General features: G+C 67.4%; 15 protein-coding genes. 9 read left to right on the forward strand and 6 right to left on the reverse strand.

Features of this window, described 5'->3' with window-relative positions; genetic code table 11:
* Window positions 1-7 precede the first annotated feature (7 nt).
* The 5 genes from QMG61_RS09195 to chvE form a co-directional block, all read right to left on the reverse strand.
* Window positions 8-1,453 (reverse strand): GH1 family beta-glucosidase, encoded by a 1,446-nt coding sequence (locus QMG61_RS09195; protein WP_283494043.1) that lies wholly within the window; start codon window positions 1,451-1,453, stop codon window positions 8-10.
* A 208-nt stretch (window positions 1,454-1,661) separates the two neighbouring features.
* Window positions 1,662-2,285 carry a sugar O-acetyltransferase gene (locus tag QMG61_RS09200; protein WP_283494044.1) on the reverse strand — a complete coding sequence of 208 codons (624 nt, stop codon included), beginning with the start codon at window positions 2,283-2,285 and terminating at the stop codon, window positions 1,662-1,664.
* Between the two features lie 5 nt (window positions 2,286-2,290).
* Window positions 2,291-3,478, reverse strand: coding sequence for a multiple monosaccharide ABC transporter permease (gene mmsB / locus QMG61_RS09205; protein WP_283494045.1), 1,188 nt, complete (start codon window positions 3,476-3,478; stop codon window positions 2,291-2,293).
* Between the two features lie 6 nt (window positions 3,479-3,484).
* On the reverse strand, window positions 3,485-5,014 hold the full coding sequence (gene mmsA, locus QMG61_RS09210; RefSeq protein WP_283494046.1) for a multiple monosaccharide ABC transporter ATP-binding protein: 1,530 nt from the start codon (window positions 5,012-5,014) through the stop codon (window positions 3,485-3,487).
* Window positions 5,015-5,102: 88 nt separating this feature from the next.
* Window positions 5,103-6,233 carry a multiple monosaccharide ABC transporter substrate-binding protein gene (gene chvE, locus QMG61_RS09215; protein ID WP_283494047.1) on the reverse strand — a complete coding sequence of 377 codons (1,131 nt, stop codon included), beginning with the start codon at window positions 6,231-6,233 and terminating at the stop codon, window positions 5,103-5,105.
* A 272-nt stretch (window positions 6,234-6,505) separates the two neighbouring features.
* On the opposite strand from chvE, the gene xylA reads away from it, so the two are divergent.
* The 5 genes from xylA to QMG61_RS09240 all read left to right on the forward strand — a co-directional run bounded on the left by xylA (window position 6,506) and on the right by QMG61_RS09240 (window position 12,084).
* On the forward strand, window positions 6,506-7,696 hold the full coding sequence (xylA, locus tag QMG61_RS09220) for a xylose isomerase (RefSeq protein WP_283494048.1): 1,191 nt from the start codon (window positions 6,506-6,508) through the stop codon (window positions 7,694-7,696).
* Window positions 7,697-7,873: 177 nt separating this feature from the next.
* On the forward strand, window positions 7,874-9,358 hold the full coding sequence (gene xylB, locus QMG61_RS09225) for a xylulokinase (protein ID WP_283494049.1): 1,485 nt from the start codon (window positions 7,874-7,876) through the stop codon (window positions 9,356-9,358).
* 63 nt (window positions 9,359-9,421) lie between these two features.
* Window positions 9,422-10,744, forward strand: a complete 1,323-nt coding sequence (locus QMG61_RS09230) for a GNAT family N-acetyltransferase (protein ID WP_283494050.1) — start codon at window positions 9,422-9,424, stop codon at window positions 10,742-10,744.
* Between the two features lie 128 nt (window positions 10,745-10,872).
* Entirely contained in the window at window positions 10,873-11,751 is an 879-nt protein-coding gene (locus QMG61_RS09235; protein ID WP_283494051.1) for a DsbA family protein, read from the forward strand.
* Between the two features lie 6 nt (window positions 11,752-11,757).
* On the forward strand, window positions 11,758-12,084 hold the full coding sequence (locus QMG61_RS09240; RefSeq protein WP_349358221.1) for a CHY zinc finger protein: 327 nt from the start codon (window positions 11,758-11,760) through the stop codon (window positions 12,082-12,084).
* Between the two features lie 69 nt (window positions 12,085-12,153).
* On the opposite strand, the gene QMG61_RS09245 is transcribed toward QMG61_RS09240, so the two are convergent.
* Window positions 12,154-12,510 (reverse strand): hypothetical protein, encoded by a 357-nt coding sequence (locus tag QMG61_RS09245; RefSeq protein ID WP_283494052.1) that lies wholly within the window; start codon window positions 12,508-12,510, stop codon window positions 12,154-12,156.
* Between the two features lie 201 nt (window positions 12,511-12,711).
* Here QMG61_RS09245 and lnt point away from each other — a divergent pair, with 201 nt between their 5' ends.
* From lnt to QMG61_RS09265, 4 genes are all read left to right on the forward strand, one after another.
* The gene (lnt, locus tag QMG61_RS09250) at window positions 12,712-14,310 is read left to right on the forward strand and encodes an apolipoprotein N-acyltransferase (RefSeq protein WP_283494053.1); all 1,599 of its coding nucleotides are present in this window, start codon (window positions 12,712-12,714) and stop codon (window positions 14,308-14,310) included.
* Between the two features lie 172 nt (window positions 14,311-14,482).
* Entirely contained in the window at window positions 14,483-16,741 is a 2,259-nt protein-coding gene (locus QMG61_RS09255; RefSeq protein ID WP_283494054.1) for a copper-translocating P-type ATPase, read from the forward strand.
* A 3-nt stretch (window positions 16,742-16,744) separates the two neighbouring features.
* Complete coding sequence (locus QMG61_RS09260) at window positions 16,745-19,996, forward strand: beta-phosphoglucomutase family hydrolase (RefSeq protein ID WP_283494055.1); 3,252 nt, start codon at window positions 16,745-16,747, stop codon at window positions 19,994-19,996.
* On the forward strand, window positions 19,993-20,274 hold the full coding sequence (locus QMG61_RS09265) for a DUF2933 domain-containing protein (RefSeq protein WP_283494056.1): 282 nt from the start codon (window positions 19,993-19,995) through the stop codon (window positions 20,272-20,274). Before QMG61_RS09260 ends, QMG61_RS09265 begins: the two co-directional genes overlap by 4 nt.
* Window positions 20,275-20,340 lie beyond the last annotated feature (66 nt).

Below are 20,340 nucleotides of genomic sequence, written 5' to 3' on the forward strand. Positions count from 1 at the left end.
CCCGGCGCTAGTCCTCCGGGATGATTCCGGTCGACACGAGTCGTCGGTACCAGAGCGCGCTGTCCTTGGGGATGCGCGCCTCGGTGTCGTAGTCGATGTAGACGATGCCGAACCTCTTGGAGTAGCCGTAGGCCCACTCGAAGTTGTCCATGAACGACCAGACCTGGTAGCCGCGCAGGTCCGCCCCGCGGGCCATCGCCCGGTGGGCGGCCGTGAAGTGACGACGCAGGTAGTCCGTCCGCTCCACGTCGTGCACGGCGGGACCGGACGCCTCCTGCACGACGACATCGGCGAAGGCGGCACCGTTCTCGGTGATCATCAACGGCTGGTCGGGGTACTCGGTGTGCAGCTTGACCAGCAACTCTTCGAGGCCTGCCGGTTCGATGTTCCAGCCCATCTCGGTGTACGGGCCCGGCTGGGCGAGGAACTCGACCCGGTCTGCGCCCGGCCAGGGCGAGGCGCCGACATCCATCTGCCCGTCGGAGTGCTGGCGCGGCGAGCTGCCGTCCCAGAGGCGCACGAGCGTCGTGGAGTAGTAGTTGACGCCGAGCACGTCGAGCGGCTGGTGGATGATCTCGGTGTCGCCGGGCAGCACGAAAGCCCAGTCGGTGATGCCCGCGGTGTCGGCGAGCACATCCGCCGGGTATTCGCCGGTCAGGAGCGGTCCGAGGAAGACCCGGTTGCCGATGCCGTCGATCTGCCGCACCGCCTCCGGGCCGGTCTCTCCCTCGCCGCGGATCACGTGCAGGTTGAGCGTGATCGAGAAGTCGGGGTCGTTGGTGACGACCTTCTTGAGCTCGGTGATCGCGAGGCCGTGCGCGAGGTTGAGGTGGTGCACCGCGGCGAGCGCAGCCGCACCCTCGGTGCGTCCGGGTGCGTGCGCGCCGGATGCATAGCCGAGGTAGGCCGAGCACCAGGGCTCGTTGAGGGTGGTCCAGGTGTCGATCCGGTCCCCGAGCGCCTCGCCCATGATGCGCGCGTAGTCGGCGAACGCGTACGCGGTGTCCCGGTTGGCCCAGCCGCCCTCGTCCTCCAGGGCCTGCGGCAGGTCCCAGTGGTAGAGCGTCGCGATGGGGCGGATGCCGCGGGCCAGCAGCCCGTCGACCAGGCGCCGGTAGAACGCGAGGCCCTTCTCGTTGGCCGGGCCGCGGCCGGTCGGCTGGATCCGGGACCAGGCGATCGAGAACCGGTACGCGTGCAGGCCGAGGGACTCCATCAGATCGAGGTCTTCTTCGAGGTGGTGGTAGTGGTCGCTCGCCTTGTCTCCGGTGTCGCCGTCCGAGACTTTGCCCGGCGTATGGCTGAAGGTGTCCCAGATCGACGGGCCCCGGCCGTCTTCGTCGAAGGCCCCCTCGATCTGGTACGCGGCGGTGGCCGAGCCGAAGATGAAGCCCTCCGGGAATTCGAGTCCGGAGTCGCGGTAGTCGGAGTTGCCCTGGCGGGTAACGGTCATGAGAGTGTTGCCTTTCGGTGGGCGGATTCTGTGGTGTCGCCTCCCGCGCGCCGAACGCGGAATGCCGCGGCCGAGTCACTGTGCACGGTGACACCGTCGCCGTCTTCCACAATCGTAAAGGTCACGATGGTGGCGCCAAACCGAGCCCATCCCGGAGTCGAGCTCGGTGAGTTCCGGAGACAACACCGTCAACTTCACGTCGAGGGTGTTATGCCCGCAACTCAGGGGCGGGCTCGCCCTCGGCGAGGACGCGAACGACTCGTGCGGGGTTGCCCACGGCGATGACCCCGGGCGGCACATCCCTGGTGACGACGGAACCGGCACCGATCACGCTGCCGGCACCGATCGTGACCCCGGGGCAGACAACCACGCTGCCGCCGAGCCAGACGTCGTCGCCGATCTGGATCGGCAGCACCCGTTCGTAGCCCGCGCGGCGATCGTCGATGTCAAGGGCGTGGATCGGGGTGTAGAGCCGCGCGCTGGGTCCGATCAGCACGTTGCTGCCGATCGTGATCTCGCCGCCGCCGATCGTGAGGAGATCGGCGTTGATGAAGGTGCCGGCCCCGACGTGCAGGCGCGAGCCGTAGTCCAGGTAGAGCGGCGGCCGGAAGTCGACCCCTTGCTCGGCCGTGCCGAGCATGCCGACGAAGAGCGCCTGGGCACCGTCCCTGTCCTCGTCGAAGAGGGCGGTGATCTGGCGGCAGGTGCGCTGGGTGTCGGTGGTGAGGACGGCGAGTTCCGGGCCGAAACGGTACCGGTACCAGTCCCCCGCCACCATCTTGGCGTATTCGGTGCGGTCCGGATCCGGGGTCGGCTTCTCCAGGTGATTCATGCCGGTCAGCGCCCGCCGCTGCGGCGCTTGTTGAAGATGTCGAAGGCGACGGCGAGCAGCAGCACGAGTCCCTTGATCGTCATCTGCCAGGCGGCGTCGACCGAAAGGATCGACAGTCCCATGTTGAGCACGCCCATCACCAGACCACCGACGATGGCCCCGACGACGGTGCCGATGCCGCCCTGCACCGCGGCGCCACCGATGAAGACGGCCGCGATGGCATCCAGTTCGTAGTTCTGGCCGGCCGAGGCCACGGCGCCACCGGCACGGGCCGTGCTCACGACGCCGGCGAGGCCGGCGAGCACGCCCATGTTCACGAAGACGTAGAAGTTGACCCACTTCGTCTTCACGCCGCTCATCATGGCGGCGAACAGGTTGCCGCCGATGGCGTAGACGTGGCGACCGAACACGGTCTGGTTGAGCATGAACGTGTAGAGCAGGATGAGCACGGCGAGGATGATCAGGATGATCGGGGTGCCGCTGTAGCCGGAGAGCAACCAGGCCAGCCACATGATCGCGACGACCGCGATGCCGTTCTTCAGCCAGAGCTGGGTGAGCGTCTCGCGCGGAAGCTCCAGGCGACGCAGGGTGGCCCGGCTGCGGAGCTGCTGCACCACGAGCGCGACGCTGGTGAGGAGACCGAGGCCGAGGGTGAGCACGTCACGACCGCCGAGCTCGCCGAGGAAGCCGGGCAACCAGCCGGCCCCGATCGCGGTGAATTCGTCGGGCAGCCCGCTGATGGTTCCGCCCGTGAGCAGAACGAGGGTGAGCCCGCGGAAGATCAGCATGCCGGCCAGCGTCACGATGAAGGCGGGAATGCCGACGAAGGCGACCCAGAAGCCCTGCCACGCGCCGACCAGCGCCCCGACGAGCAGTGCCAGCAGCACCGACGCCCACCAGGGGAAGCCCCAGACGTTGGTCGCGATCGCCGAGACGGCGCCGACCATGGCGACCACCGAACCGACCGACAGGTCGATGTGGCCGGCGATGATCACGACCACCATTCCGACCGCGAGGATCAGCACGTAGGCGTTCTGTTGGATCAGGTTGTTGACGTTGCCGGGCAGCAGCAGCCGTCCATTAGTGAGGATCTGGAAGAGGACGATGATGACGACCAGGGCGGCGAGGATGCCGTACTGGCGGAAATTGATGGCCAGCCGCGGCTTGCGCGTGGCTGGAGTGGTGGTGGTCATGGCGGTTTAGTCCTTTCCCGCAGTCATGTAGTGCATGAGGGATTCCTGGGTGGCGTCCGCGCCGGCGACCTCGCCGGTGATCCGGCCGTCGGAGATCGCGTAGATGCGGTCGGAGATGCCGAGCAGCTCAGGCAGCTCCGAGGAGATGACGACGACTGCCTTCCCGGCCGCGGCGAGTTCGTTGATGATGCCGTAGATCTCGTACTTGGCACCGACGTCGATGCCTCGGGTCGGCTCGTCGAGGAAGAGGATGTCGGGGCCGGCGAAGATCCACTTCGACAGCACGACCTTCTGCTGGTTGCCGCCGGAGAGTTTCCCGGTGATCGCCGACACGCTCGGCGCCTTGATGTTCATCCGGGTGCGGTAGCTCTCGGCGACCTTGTACTCGCGGTGCCGGTCGATCACCCCGTACTTCGCGAGGGTGGCCAGCGCGGCGGCCGAGACGTTCACGGTGATGTCGCCGATCAGGTTGAGACCGTACTTCTTGCGGTCTTCCGTCGCATACGCGATCCCGTTCTTGATCGCCGCCTCGACCGTGCGCACCGAGATCTCCTCGCCGTTCTTGTAGACCCGGCCGGAAATGTTCGTGCCGTAGGAGCGGCCGAAGATGCTCATCGCCAGCTCGGTTCGCCCGGCGCCCATCAGGCCGGCGAAGCCGACCACCTCGCCGGCGCGCACGGTGAAGGATGCGTTGTCGACGACCTTGCGGGATGTGTCGACGGGGTGATAGACGGTCCAGTCCTCGACCCGGAGGATCTCGGCGCCGATCTTCGGGTCACGCGGCGGGAACATGCTGTTCAGGTCGCGACCGACCATGGAGCGAATGATCCGGGCCTGGGTGGCATCCGGGCCGTGCATGTCGATCGTCTCGATCGTCTTGCCGTCGCGGATGACCGTGACGGTGTCGGCGATCCGGCGGATCTCCTTGAGCTTGTGGGAAATGATGATGCAGGTGATGCCCTGCCCGCGCAGGTGCTCGATCAGGTCGAGCAGATGGTCGGAGTCTTCGTCGTTGAGAGCGGCGGTCGGTTCGTCGAGGATGAGCAGCTTGACCCGTTTGGACAGGGCCTTGGCGATCTCGACGAGTTGTTGCTTGCCGACGCCGAGTTCGAGCACCTTCGTCGCGGGGCTCTCGTCGAGCCCCACCCGCGCGAGCAGGCTGGAGGCCTCGAGATTGGTCTTGTTCCAGTCGATCACGCCCCGGTTGGAGTTCTCGTTGCCGAGGAAGATGTTCTCCGCAATAGAGAGGTACGGGCTCAGGGCGAGTTCCTGGTGGATGATGACGATGCCGACATCCTCGCTGTCATTGATTGACCGGAATGTCGTCTCCTCCCCCTCGAATTCGATCCTGCCCTCGTAGCTGCCGTGCGGGTAGACGCCGCTGAGCACCTTCATCAGGGTGGACTTGCCGGCGCCGTTCTCGCCGCAAATGCCGTGGACCTTGCCGCGCTCGACTTCGATCGAGACGCCGTCGAGGGCTTTCACCCCGCTGAAGTTCTTCTCGATGCCCTGCATCCGAAGAATCGGACCATTCATGACTGGCGCTCCTGTCAGCGTGTTCGTCTGGGTTGTCTGTGCCGTGGGGGTGGGGGGGGCGCGCGCCCCCCCCACCCCAGGAGTCGACCTAGAGGCCGACGTCCGAGGCCTTGATGAACCCGGAGTCGATGAGCTTGGTCTGCACGTCGTCCTTGGTGACGACCTCAGGGGCCAGCAGGAACGACGGGACGACCTTCTTGCCGTTGTCGTAGGTCTTGGTGTCGTTGACCTCAACCTTTTCGCCGGCCGCGATGGACTTGATCATCGTGAAGACCTGCTCGCCGAGGGTGCGGGTGTCCTTCCAGACCGTCATCGACTGTGCACCGTCGAGGATCGCCTTGACGTTGGCCTTGTCGGCGTCCTGCCCGGTGATCAGCGGGTAGTCGGCGCCGGGCGTGTAGCCGGCTGACTTGAGCGATGCCTCGATACCGACGGCGAGACTGTCATTGGGCGAGAGCACGACGTTGACCTTCGAGCCGTCCCGGTAGAACGAGGACAGACGGTTGTCCATCTCGGCCTGTGACTTGTCCGAAGCCCAGCCCTGGATGCCGATCGTGGTCCAGTCGTCGTTGGACTTGGGGGCCTTGCCGCTGGGAACGACGAGCTGGCCGCTCTCGACGTAGGGCAGCAGCACGTCCCAGGCGCCGGAGAAGAAGAACTTGGCGTTGTTGTCGTCGGGGCTGCCGGCGAAGGGCTCGAGGTTGAACGGGCCCTTTCCGTCGGCCAGGCCGAGCTGGCTCTCGATGAACTGGCCCTGGAGCTGTCCGACCTTGTAGTTGTCGAAGGTCGCGTAGTAGTCCACGTCCTCGGTGCCGTTGATCAACCGGTCGTAGGCGATGACGGTCGCATCCTGTTTCTTGGCCTCGGCGAGCACGGGAGAGAGGACCTTGCCGTCGATCGATGCCACGACGAGAATCTTGGCGCCGCCGGCGACCTGGTTCTGAATCTGGCTGATCTGCTGGTCGGTCTTGTTGTCGGCGTACTGAAGGTCGACCGTGCAGCCGGCGCCCTCGAGCTGGGTCTTCAGGCCCTCGCCGTCGTTGATCCAACGTTCGAGACTGCGGGTGGGCATCGAGATGCCGACGTTACAGTCGGCGATGGCCTTGCCCGAGCTGCCTGCTGAGTCGGTGGTTGTGCTGGTGCCCGCGCACGCCGTGAGGGTGAGCGCGACGGCTACTCCCGTGGCAAGGATGGTTGACAGCCTCTTGGTTGACGTCATGATCTGCTTTCTGCTCTGAATGCTGTGATCGCACGAGGAGGCAGAACTACAGATCACTTCCTCGTAACGCTGGGTCGACATCCGGCCGACCCGTTTATGTTGACTCGCACAACATATAGCAAGAACCGCCGTCAGAACAACCCCGATGCCGTGACGCCGCCCAGCCCTTTTTCCTCCCGGGCTTGCCGCCGCGGTCGCGCTCGTGCGGAATCTGCCCTAATATGTTCTTAGCTACAACAAATCATCAAAGTCGCTGACAGACAAGGATCACCATGGCAATCACGCCCACTCGCGAAGACAAGTTCTCCTTTGGCCTTTGGACCATCGGTTACAACGGCGCCGACCCGTTCGGAGGGCCGACCCGTCCGCCGCTCGACGTCGTTGACGCCGTCGAGAACCTGGCCAAGCTGGGTGCCTACGGCCTCACCTTCCACGACGACGACCTGTTCGCCTTCGGCTCCACCGAGGCCGCCCGCCAGTCGCAGATCGACCGGGTCAAGCAGGCCTGTGCCGACACCGGCCTGATCATTCCGATGATCACCACCAACCTGTTCAGCGCACCGGTCTTCAAGGACGGCGGCTTCACCTCGAACGACCGCAACGTGCGCCGCTTCGCGCTCCGCAAGGTGCTGCGCAACATCGACCTCGCCGCCGAGCTCGGCGCGAAGACGTTCGTGATGTGGGGCGGCCGCGAGGGCGCCGAGTACGACTCGGCCAAGGACATCCGTTCGGCCCTCGAGCGCTACCGCGAGGCCGTCAACCTGCTCGGCGACTACGTCACCGACAAGGGCTACGACATCCGTTTCGCGATCGAGCCCAAGCCCAACGAACCGCGCGGCGACATCCTGCTGCCGACCGTCGGCCACGCCATGGCGTTCATCACCACCCTGGAGCGCCCCGAACTCGTCGGCGTCAACCCCGAGGTCGGCCACGAGCAGATGGCCGGGCTCAACTTCGCCGCCGGCATCGCCCAGGCGCTCTACCAGGGCAAGCTGTTCCACATCGACCTGAACGGCCAGCGCGGCATCAAGTACGACCAGGACCTGGTCTTCGGTCACGGCGACCTGCACAACGCGTTCGCCCTCGTCGACCTGCTGGAAAACGGTGGCCCGAACGGCGGTCAGGCCTACGACGGCCCCCGCCACTTCGACTACAAGCCGAGCCGCACCGAGGACATCACGGGCGTCTGGGATTCGGCCGCCGCCAACATCCAGACCTACCTGCTGCTCAAGGAGCGCGCCAAGGCCTTCCGCGCCGACCCCGAGGTGCAGCAGATGCTCTCCGCGTCGATGGTGCCCGAGCTCGCCATGCCGACCCTCGCCGCCGGCGAGAGCTACGACGACCTGCTCGCCGACCGCGCCTCCTACGAGGACTTCAACACGGACGCCTACTTCGGCGGCAAGGGCTTCGGCTTCGTGCGGCTGCAGCAGCTGGCCCTCGAGCACCTGCTCGGCGCCCGCTAACCGGCATCCGACGCGCCTCTTCATATCCCCACCTCCCCGCGCATAACTCCTGCAAATTCGCCGGACACACGGAGCCGCCCCCGGAAATCCGGGGCGACCGGCCGGTTCCGGCAGAAATTGCAGGAGTTATGCACAGAGAACCACCACGACACCACCCCTTGAGCGGAGAATTTGGCCATGACATTGGTTGCCGGAGTCGACTCGTCGACCCAGAGTTGCAAGGTCGTTATCCGGGATGCCGACACCGGCGCCCTCGTCCGTAGCGGGCGGGCGACGCATCCGGACGGCACCGAGGTCAACCCGGAGCTGTGGTGGGAGGCCCTGCACACCGCCGTGGCCGATGCCGGCGGACTCGCGGATGTCTCCGCCATCTCGATCGCGGCCCAGCAGCACGGCATGGTCGTGCTCGATGCCGACGGCAAGGTCATTCGCCCGGCCCTGCTCTGGAACGACACCCGCAGCGCCCCCGCAGCCGCCGACCTCGTCTCCGAGGTGGGCGCCGCCGAATACGCGCGGCGCACCGGCGTCGTGCCCGTCGCCTCTTTCACCGCCACCAAACTGCGCTGGCTGCGAGATGCCGAACCCGCCAACGCGGCGCGCGTCGCCGCCGTCGCGCTCCCCCACGACTGGCTGACCTGGCGGCTGCTCGGCTACGGCCCGGCCGGCCAAAGCCCCCTCGGCCCCGATCTGGCGGCCCTGACCACCGACCGCTCCGACGCGAGTGGAACCGGCTACTGGTCCCCGCTCACCGGCGACTACGACCTCGAACTCTTCGAACGGGCACTCGGCCACGCCGCGGTCCTCCCCCGCGTGCTCGGCCCCGGCGAAACCTCCGGCACCACCGTCGCCCTCCCCGCGGCGCCCGCCGCAGCAACGCCGGCAGCCGAGACCTCCGGCACCACCGCTCGGGGCAGCGCCGAGATCCCAGCCGGGATCGTCGTCGGCGTCGGTGCGGGCGACAACGCGGGCGCAGCGCTCGGGCTCGGCGCGGGCGACGGCGACGTGATCGTCTCGATCGGCACCAGCGGCACGGTCTTCGCCGTGACCGACCAGCCGGCCTCGGACGCCAGCGGCACCGTCGCCGGTTTCGCCGACGCGAGCGGGCTCTACCTGCCGCTCGTCGCGACCCTGAATGCGGCACGGGTGCTCGACACCGTGCGCGGGCTGCTCGGCGTCGACCACGACGAACTCGGGCGGCTCGCCCTCGAGGCCGAGCCGGGCGCCGACGGACTCGTGCTGCAGCCGTACTTCGAGGGCGAGCGCACCCCGAACCTCCCGGATGCGACCGCGACCCTGTTCGGCCTGACCCTGGCGTCCACGACCCGACAGAACCTCGCCCGGGCCGCGATCGAGGGGCTCCTCTGCGGCCTCGCCGATGGCCTCGACGCCGTGCGAACCCAGGGAGTGAACGTCGGCCGCATCCTCCTGATCGGGGGCGCCGCCCAGAACCCGGCGCTGCGCACGATCGCCGCTCAGCTCTTCGACAACCCGGTCGTCGTGCCCTCCCCAGGCGAGTATGTCGCGGACGGCGCCGCCGTCCAGGCGGCCTGGACCCTCACCGGGCGCCGGCCGACCTGGCCGCTGTCCCTCGCCGCCCAGCCCGCGCCCGACTTCCACCCGGTGATCCGCAGCCAGTACGCCACGCACCGGGTCACCGCCTGAGCGGCCGGTGTCGTCCGGGCACAGGCCCCGGCTGCACTGCCTCATCCCGGCTAGGGTGAGCCCGTGACCGACTACGCCGACCTGCCCATCGACCCCGAATCCCACGCCTCCCTGGCCGCCGAGGACCTCGAGCTTTGCCTCGTCGACCAGTCCGACGCGGCCGCGGTGACGCGGTGGCTGCAGGCGGATGCCCGCGGTTTCCACGACTCAGAGCCCGGCGAGAAGCTACTCGCCGCCCAGACCCTCGCGGTGGCCGGCGACCGGATCACCGCCGTGCTCGACCCCGCGGCCGCCGACCCTGCCACCCCGGTGGCGACGGTGCGCTGCTGGCCGATGGATCTCACCGTTCCCGGCGGCAGCCTCCCGGCGTGGGCGATCAGTTCGGTCACCGTGGCGCCCACCCACCGGCGCCGGGGCATCGCCCGCGGCCTGCTCACCGCCGAGCTGCGCACCGCGCACCGGCTCGGCCTGCCGCTGGCCATGCTCACGGTGTCCGAGGCCACCATCTACGCCCGCTACGGCTTCGGCCCCGCCGTGAACCAGGCCGGTTACACCATCGACACCGCCCGTGCCCGCTGGGCCCGGCCGGCCCCACAAGGGCGCCTGCACCTGGTTGCCCCCCAGACCCTCCTCACGGACGGCCCGCCCGTCTTCGCCCGGGCGAGGGCACGCGCCGGCGCGGCCGGGGAGGTCGACCGCCGGGACAGCTGGTGGCAGAACGCCCTCGATCTGATGCCGCCGGCACCCGGCGCGCCGGAGCACACCCTCCGCGCGGTGCGCTTCGACGATGCCGGAGGCACCGCTCAGGGCTTCGCCCTCTACCGGATCATGCTCGGGCCGAACGCCTACCCCGCCCGGCTGGAACTCGCCGACCTGGTCGCGGCGACAGACGACGCCTACGCGGCGCTCTGGCGTTTCCTGCTCGAGATGGACCTGGTCAGCGAGATCTCCGCCCCGCTGCGCAGCGTGGCCGAGCCCGTGCGCTGGCAGCTCGGAGACCCGCGCGCCCTGCGCAAGATCGACGAGCGTGACCACCTCTGGCTGCGCATCCTCGACCTTCCCGTCGTGCTCGGCCGACGCGTCTACTCCGCACCCGGCAGCTTTCACCTCACGGTGAGTGACGAACTCGGCTTCGCCGACGGCGAATTCCGGCTCACCGTGGACGAGCACGGCCGGGGCGAAGCCCGGCCGGCGACCCGACCGGAGGCATCCGAGGTGCGGGTGTCACTGTCCGTGGCGGACCTGGCCAGCCTCTACCTCGGCGGCACCAGCGCGGTCACCCTGGCCAGGGCCGGTCGGCTCGTCGAAGGCAGCACGGATGCCGCCGCCCGCCTGGATACCGCCTTCCACACCGCGGTCCCGCCTCACCTGAGCACCTGGTTCTGAGTCGCTCCGGCGGCCCGGCCGGCCGGCGCGCCTCACAGCCCCCTCACAGCCGGGCCGTTCCTCCCGGCTAAGCGCACCCCGTAACCTTGAATCGAAGAGTCAGACCAGACGAAACGGTGCACAGCCAGATGAACAGCAACGCCTATGGCAAGTCAGTCCCCCCGAAAAAGGACCGCCGCGAGCAGGCGCGCGAAAGCGCCCGGCTGATGCGCGAGGAGCAGCAGAAGCGCTCCAAGCGCAAGCGCCTCGCCCTGCGCGGTGGGATCGGAGTCGGACTGCTCGCCGTTGCGGCGATCGTCGCCCTGGTCATCGTGAACAGTGTCGGACCGGCCGCGCCCGGCCCGGCAAACATGGCCAGTGACGGCATCCTGCTCACCGGTAACGGAACGGCGGTCTCGGCGACCCCGACGAAGGCCCTCCCGGCCGACGCCAAGCCGGTCGCAACCGACCGCACCGCCCTCACCGACACGGCGAACATCGAGATCTACGCCGACTACCTGTGCCCCTACTGCGGCCAGTTCGAGACCACCAACGGCGAGCAGATCGCGACCTGGGTCAAGGCCGGCAACGCCACGCTCGAGTTCCACCCGATCTCGATCCTCGATTCCGCCTCCGCGGGCAGCAAGTACCCGACCCGCGCCGCCAACGCCGCCGTCTGCGTGGCGAACTACCAGCCCGACGACTTCCTCGCCGTGAACACGGCCCTCTTCTCGGCCCAGCCCAAGGAGAACACGACCGGGCTCACCGACGACGACCTGGTCAACCTCGTCACGTCCGCCGGCGTCACGAACAAGGAGGTGGCATCCTGCATCACCGATGGTTCCTTCACGAGCTGGGTGAGCACCGCCACCAAGCGCGCCCTCGCCGGCCCGCTCCCGGGCGCCGACATCGAGAAGATCAAGGGCACGCCCACCGTGCTCGTCGACGGCGTCACCTACACCGGCGCCCTCGACAACCCGACCACCTTCTCTGACTTCGTCACCGCGCAGGTCACCGCCGCGAAGTAGCGCCTCGTGCAGGTGTTCGGTCAGACCGTCGACGAGGAGACCCGCTGCGTGCATTACCGCACGCCGGCGGACATCGTCGCGATCAAGTTCGCCTGCTGTGGCCGGTTCTACCCCTGCTTCCAGTGCCACACGGCCGGGGAGAACCACCCGGCCCGGCAGTGGCCCGCCGCGGAGTGGTCGGAGCCGGCCATCCTCTGCGGTGCCTGCCGGGTTTTGCTGAGCATCACCGAGTACCGGCGGGTCACCCGGTGCCCGCACTGCCTGGCGGCGTTCAATGACGGATGCCGCGCGCACGCGCACCTGTATTTCGAGGTCCCGGCGCCCACCGCCTGACCCCGGCCGGGCGACAGCAAGGCGTCGGTGAGCAGGCCGCGACCTTCGGGCGACCCAGGAAGACTCGTCTTATGAACGCTGCTTGTCAGTGGCCCTGGAGTTGGCATGGTGGGCCTTCATCATCGGGCCCATCTTCGTCATGTCAGTCATGTCAGTCATGTCGGCCATGTCAGTCATGTCGGCCATGTCCGTCATGTCGTTCTTCATCTGCTCGTGCATCTTTGCCATACCGGGGATCCCGGCGTGGTCCTGCATTTCCTGCGTTTCCGCGACGACCGTCGAGCCCTCGTCCTCGACCGAACTTTGGGCCGCATAGGCTGGGGCGACCGAGCCGAGCACGAGCAGTCCGGTGGCCGCGAGAGAAGAAATCAAGATTCGTGAGCGCATGAGCGCCTCCATTTCAGGTTTGTTGTAACCACTACTCACCGTATGAGCTGAGGTTCGACAGGGACATCGACTTGGGACGATGCACAGGAAAACTTGAGTGAATGTAGTGACGAGCGGCACGTCCTGTGACGGTGTTTTCCACCAGGCACTGACCGCTCACAGAAGTGGACGGATGCAACGTGCCGGCCCGAAGGGATAGGGAACATCAACAAAGCCCTGATTGATCTCGAAGCACGGCCCATGCGGCCCCAGACGGGGCTCCCGGCCGGACGGGATGTGCACCGACGAGCAGACGACGGGTCCGTCAATGCGGCGGGGGCCACCGCCCTGCCGACGTGGGCCGCCGTGCTGCTCGCGGCGGGTGCCGGCGCGATTCTCGACGCCGGCTTCCCGGACCGCGGCTGGTGGATTCTCGCCCCTATCGGGGTGATCCTCATGCTCCTGGCGCTGCTTGGTCGTGGCCCGTGGTCGGGGCTGCTGGTCGGCATGGTCGCCGGCCTGTCTTTCTGGCTGATTCACATCAGCTGGCTCACCCTCTACCTCGGACCGGTTCCCTGGCTGGCCCTGGCCGTCCTGCAGGCCATCTTCTTCGGGGCTGGCCTCGCACTGATCGCTCTCGTGTTGCGGGCAGGACCACGGATCTGGCCCAGCGCGCCTGGGCGTCTCGGAGTTGTCCCGGTTGTCGTGGCCGGGCTCTGGACGGCACGAGAAGCCCTCGCGGCGGTCTGGCCCTACGGCGGATTCGCATGGGGGCGGGTGGCCCTTTCCCAGTCGGAAAGCCCCTTCGGCCCCCTCATCGCCTGGGTCGGCATGTCCGGTCTGAGCTTCATCCTGGTCTGGCTTAGTGCCCTCATCGTGCAGTTGCTCCGGGAGTACCGGCTCGGGCGCCTCCTCCGCACGGGCATCGCCATCGGTGCAATCGCACTGTTGCTGGCGATCCCGGCCTGGCCCACCATTCAGACGGGCACCACTCGGCTCGCGGCCGTTCAGGGCGCCTCAGATGCCGGTCTCTTCGCACGCTTTGCGCCCGGCCAGATCTTGTCCGACCACGCCTCCGCGACCCTGCCGCTCGTCGGCGAGAAGGTCGATTTCGTGGTCTGGCCCGAAAACAGCAGCGACATCGACCCAACCCGGTCCGCGGATGCCGCCAACGTCAGCGACCACATCAGTCGAGAAATGAACGCACCTCTTGTCACCGGCACAATCATGGAACGCGACGGCAAGTTCTACAACTCCTCCCTACTGTGGAAGTCAGGCCAGGGCGCCGTCGCCCTCTACGACAAGGTGCACCCGGTGCCCTTCGCCGAATACATGCCGGACCGGTCTTTCTGGCGCCCTTTCGCACCGGAACTCGTCGACCTCGTCTGGCGTGACTACGAGATCGGCACACGCGGCAACGTCTTTGACATTAATGGCATCCTTGCCGGGATAGCGATCTGCTTCGACATCGCCGACGACCAACTCGTCCGGGAAATGATCGACGGCAAGGCACAGATAATTCTTGCCCAGACGAACAATGCCGACTTCGGACGCACCGACGAAAGCGTGCAGCAGCTCGCCATCGCCCGACTCCGCGCCATCGAGGCCGGTCGCACGGTCGTCAATATCTCGACCGTCGGCTCGAGCGCGATCATCACGCCCGATGGTAAGACCCTCGACAGCCTCCCCACCTGGGAACCGGGCGCAATGGTGCAGACGGTACCGCTGAGCGACACCGTCACCCCGGCCATGCGGGTCGGCCGCGGCATCGAATGGCTCGTGTCCGGCCTCGGCCTCTCGGGTCTGGCGCTGTGCCTTCTCGGCTCTTTCCGGCGCCGATCGACAACCGTTCCCCGCTGACTACAGCCCGACAGGTCCATCGGGGTGGGCCACGCCAGAGCCTGACCGATACCCCCGGGAACAATTCACGCCCCCCTGCGGTTGCAAATGATACCCCCCTGGGGTATACAATTGATTTTGTCGCACAGCGTTGCCTCACGGCAAAGTTCGATTTCTGAAGGGAAAGTTTCGCATGAGCGAGAAATCCACATCCGCGGCCGGCGGTCACGCCGCCTCGGAACAGTCGGGCAAGACAGGCAAGATGCAAGGGATGGGAACGATGGACCACTCGAAGATGGACATGGGCCACTCCACGAAGGAGGACCCCGCCAAGATGGAGATGGACCACTCGAAGATGGGCAGCGCGAAGGACGCGACGCCCGAACGAACAATGCAGGAAACGATGGGCCACGGCGGCCATGGCGGCATGTCAATGGACGGCATGATCCGAGACATGCGCAACCGATTCATTGTGGCCGCGATCCTGTCGGTGCCGATCACGCTGTGGTCGCCGATCGGACGCGAAGCGTTCGGCTTCACCGCGCCGTCCCCGTTCGGACTCCGGGATGACGTCTTCGCGTTGATCCTGTCCCTGCCGGTCATCTTCTACTCCGCGTGGATCTTCTTCGACGGCGCTGTCCGTGCCCTGCGAGCTCGCACCCTGGACATGATGGTCCTGGTGGCTGTCGGCGTCGGCGCCGGCTGGCTCTACAGTCTGGTGGTCACCCTCACCGGTGGTGGCGACGTATTCTACGAGGCGGCCACCGTCCTCGCCAGCTTCGTCCTGCTGGGGCACTGGGTCGAAATGCGTGCCAGAGGCGGAGCGAACGACGCTGTCCGCACTCTGCTGGAACTCGCCCCGTCGATGGCCCTCGTCATCCGTGACGGCGAACCAGTCGAAGTACCCACGAGCGAGGTCGTCCCCGGGGATCTGCTCATGGTGCGGCCGGGATCCAAGATCCCCACCGACGGTACGGTCGAGGACGGCGAGTCCGACATCGACGAATCGATGGTGACCGGGGAAAGCCTTCCCGTTGCCAAGGCCATCGGCTCCCCCGTCATCGGCGCGACCGTGAACACCACCGGAACCCTCCGGGTCCGCGCGACCGCGGTCGGCGCAGACACTGCTCTGGCCCGAATCGTCGCCCTCGTCCAGGACGCCCAGAACTCCAAGGCACCCGGCCAGCGCCTGGCCGACCGCGCCGCATTCTGGCTCGTCCTTGTCGCCCTGATCGGCGGCAGCGTCACCCTCGCCGCGTGGCTGCTGACGGGAGCCAGCCTGTCGACCGCGATTCTTTTCGCCATCACCGTCGTCGTGATCACCTGCCCCGATGCCCTCGGGCTCGCCACTCCGACCGCCATCATGGTCGGAACCGGGCTCGGCGCCAAACGAGGCATCCTGTTCAAAACCGCCACCGCACTGGAATCGGCCGCCCGCATCGATACCGTCGTGATGGACAAGACCGGCACCCTGACCCAGGGAAAGCCGGAAGTCACCGACTTCGTCGCGATCGGGTTCGACGATAGCGAGCTGCTGGCCCTGGTCGCCGCCGTCGAGCGTGAATCCGAGCACCCCCTGGCGGCAGCCGTCGTCACTCACGCCGTCAGCCAGGGCGCACCCACTCTGGACGCCTCCGCGTTCCGCAACGTTCCCGGCCACGGCGCCGGCGCGACCGTATCGGGACACCAGGTCTTCGTTGGAAACCGCAAACTCATGGCCGCCCAGGACATCGACATTGCCCCCATCGCCGACCAAAGGGAGGCTCTAGCCGCCAGCGGACGCACCGCCGTGCTCGTGGCCGTCGACGGTAAAGCGGTCGGGGTCATCGCCCTTGCCGACGCCGTTCGTGAGACAGCGGCCGCCGCCGTCGCCGCCATGCATGAGGCCGGCATCCAGGTCGTCATGCTCACCGGCGACAACGAAGCAACCGCCGCCCGCATCGCGTCCCAGCTCAAGATCGACACCGTCATCGCCGAGGTCTTGCCGGAAGACAAGTCGGCTAAAATCAAGGAACTCCAGGCGGCCGGCAAACGGGTCGCCATGGTCGGCGACGGAGTCAACGATGCACCCGCACTGGCGCAGGCCGACCTCGGCATCGCCATCGGCGCCGGCACGGATGTCGCGATCGACACGGCCGACGTCGTCTTGATGAGGTCCGACCCGCTCGATGTGCCCGTCGCCCTCCGGATCGGTAAGGGCACAGTACGCAAGATGCGTCAGAACCTCGGCTGGGCGATCGGCTACAACGTGATTGCGCTGCCCATCGCCGCCGGCGTGTTCTTCCCCGGCTTCGGCATCCGCCTCAGCCCCGAAATCGCGGCCCTGTCGATGTCTGGTTCCAGTGTCATCGTCGCCGTGAACGCCCTGCTGCTGAAGCGGCTTCACCTCCCGGCGGCCGTCCCTGTCGCCACGAAAGCGGCGCCCACCCCGGCGCCAGTCGGCTCCAGGTAAAAAATGACCGACGGCGATCGATTCGGCAACCCGTTCGATGCGGTCCTCTTCGATATGGATGGGGTCGTCACCGACACCGCCTCCGTGGATGCCGCGGCCTGGCAGGTGCTCTTCGATTCGGTCCTGTCGGACCCTCGGTTGACCGGCAACGAGGGTCAACCTCCCTTCGACCCGGATGCGGACTACCGCCGCTATATTGACGGGCGGGCCAGGGAAGACGGCATCGTCACCTTCCTGGCCTCGCGCGGCCTCGAGATGCCTGCGGGTCTGGCGGGGGACCCCCCGTCAACGTGGACTGTCCACGGCCTGGCGGCCAGAAAGAACGAGATCTTCCTGGCCGCACTGACCAGAGACGGGTTCCGGACGTACCCGGGCACGACCGCTCTGCTGCACCGGCTGCGGGCCGGCCGGGTGCCCGTCGGCCTGGTGACGGCGAGCATGAACGCCCGTCTGATCCTGGCGAACGCACAACTGGACTCTCTGTTCGATGTCGTCATTGACGGCAGCACGGTTCGGGAGCTGGCTCTGGCGGGCAAACCCGACCCGGCCATGTTCCTTGAGGCGGCTCGGCATCTCGGGGTGTCTCCGAAACGGACGGCCATCGTGGAGGACGCGCTGGCCGGTGTCGAGGCAGGGCGGCGTGGCGGGTTCGGCCTGGTGGTCGGGATCGACCGCAACGGCCACCGGGAGCAGCTTGAGGCCGCGGGAGCCGACCTCGTGCTCGGGGACGTCAGCGAGCTGGACCTGGGTGCCTCTCGCACCGACCCCTGGCTGCTCGTCTACGACGGCTTCGATCCCAGCCACGAGGGGCACCGCGAAACGCTGACGGCCCTCGGCAACGGTTACCAGGTCACCCGCGGCGCCCGGCCCGAACGCTGCGCCGACGGCATCCATTACCCGGGGACCTACCTGGCCGGTATCTACAACCGGATGGTGCGCACCGAACACGGCAGCCGAATGGAGGAGGAACACCTCGTCAACGTTCCCAATTGGTTGCCGCTCGACCTGCGCATCGGCGGAGGGCGGTGGTGGTCGGCCGACCAGGCGGATCCCGGCACGGAACGGCACGAACTCGACCTGCGCCACGGCCTGCTGACCCGCCACGCCACGCTGACCGGGCCCGGCGGGCAGAGGTTGACGGTGGTGCAACGACGTCTCGTGTCCATGGCCAGCCCGCACCTCGCCGCCCTCGACACGACGTTCACTCCGGAGGGCTGGAGCGGTCAGATCAGTGTGCGCGCCGGGGTCGACGGGGCGGTCTCGAATACCAACGTCCCCGGCTACGACGCCACCAGCGGGCAGCACCTGTCCGTTCCGAGTTTCGCAGACACGGACGCCGACACGGTCCTGTGCTCCGTCGAGACCCTGCACAGCCACCTGCGCATCGCCGTCGCCGTCCGCACCACCGTCACCGAAGACGCCACTGTCAGCGACCAGACCACGAGCATCACGGGAGGCCGTTACAGTCGCCAGTTCGATGTTCAGCTACACGACGGCCGGCCGGTCACCGTGTCCAAGACGACCGCCACGTTCACGTCCAGGGATCCGGCCACGGCATCGCCGGATTTGGGTGCGCTTGCCGAGCTGGCGCGTAGCGGGAACGGCGTCAACAGCCTCCTGGACGCCCACCGTGCCGCCTGGGACCGTCTCTGGGACAGGTTTGCGGTCACGATCGACGCCGACCGGCACAGTCAGCTGATTCTCAACCTGCACATGTTCCACCTGCTGCAGGCGCTCTCGCCGCACACCGCGGCTCTCGACGCCGGCGTGCCTGCCCGGGGTCTGCACGGCGAGGGTTACCGAGGTCACGTCTTCTGGGATGAGCTATTCGTCCTTCCGGTGATCGGGCTGCGCAGGCCCGACGTGAGCGCCGCTCTGCTCGAATACCGCTGGCGCCGCCTCGACACGGCACGGGATGCGGCCAGGGACGCCGGCTGGGAGGGCGCTCTCTTCCCCTGGCAGAGCGGCAGCGACGGCAGGGAAGAGACTCCCCGACAACTCTTCAACGCTCGTTCCGCCCGTTGGATGTCCGACAACTCACGCCGCCAGCGGCACGTCGGCCTGGCCGTCGCGTACAACGCCTGGCAGCATTTCGAGATGACCGGCGATCGGAACTGGCTGGCGGTGCGCGGGGCCGAGATCATCGTCGAGGTGGCCAGACTGTTCTCCTCGCTGGCCGACTATGATCCCGACTCGGACCGGTTCCACATTTCGGGAGTGATGGGTCCTGATGAGTACCACGACGGCTACCCTGACGCACCGGGTCAGGGGGTCCGCGACAACGCGTACACGAACGTCCTCGTCTCCTGGGTGTGCGAACGGGCCATTGACGCCCTGACCGCCCTGGCCGGTCATTCCTGTGACGACCTGGCCGAGCGGCTGCACATCCGTCCGGAAGAGGTGTCCCGGTGGGAGCACCTCAGCCGGCGCCTCGCCGTCCCGTTCCATCCGGACGGCGTCCTCAGCCAGTTCGACGGCTACGCCGATCTGGTGGAGTTGGACTGGGCCCGATATCGGGCGACGTACGGCAAGATCGGCCGCCTCGACCTCATTCTGGAGGCCGAAGGCGATACGACCAACCGGTACAAGCTGGCCAAGCAGGCCGATGTGCTGATGCTTCTCTATCTGCTGGGGTCCGACGCAACCCTGGCACGGCTGGGCCGGCTCGGCTACCCGACCACCGAGGCGGACCTGCGGCGCACGGTCGAGTACTACCTGTCCCGCACCGCCCACGGCTCAACCCTCAGCCGGGTGGTCGAGGCCGCTGTCCTCTCCCGAATCGATCCGGCGCGGGCCTGGGCGGCCTTCCGTGAGGCTCTGGTCGCCGATCTCGATGACACCCAAGGCGGAACCACCCGGCAGGGAATCCATATCGGCGCGATGGCCGGGACCACCGACCTGGCGGTGCGCGCATTCGCCGGATTGCACACCGATGTGGATTCGCTCACGTTCAGCCCCCGTCTGCCGCCGCGCCTGAACGGTCTCGCCTTCCAGGTGGTGTACCGCGACCAGCGGATCGATATTTCCGTGACCCAGGACAGCCTGCAGCTACAGCTGCACCTGTGCAGCGCCCCTCCCGTGCACGTCGGCGTGAACGGCCGGTTCGTGGTGCTCACCGGCGGAGAAAGCGCGGAATTCCCTCTGGAGTCGGGCACCGATTCCACGGCACGATCGCTCTCTGCAGACCAACCCAAACAGAAGGACATCAAATCAATGCGCACGAACCTCCTCGACACCACGCGAGTCCACTCATGAACCACGACGAGCACGCCACCGCCCCCTCCAAGGACGAGCCCGCATCCGGTCCCGATCGCACGAAACTCTACGCTTGGATCGCCGTCGGCCTGGCCGTCACCTGGTTGGCCTTCTACCTGGTCACCGAACACTGGCCGCACGTTCTCGTCGCCCTGCCCTACGCCGGAATTGTTCTCATGTTGGTGATGCACCTCTTCATGCATAAGGGCCACAGCCACGGGGGTGGGTCCGCGAGCGGCCACGCCCAGGGCACGAAACCCTCCGGCGACGTCAGGTAGACCGGGACACGTCTGGCAGGGGAGGGACTGTGTCCACGCCCATATCTCAAACACGGCTTCGGCAGC

Origin of the sequence: Cryobacterium sp. PH31-AA6 (genome assembly GCF_030063195.1) — a bacterium.
Classification (GTDB): Bacteria; Actinomycetota; Actinomycetes; order Actinomycetales; family Microbacteriaceae; genus Cryobacterium.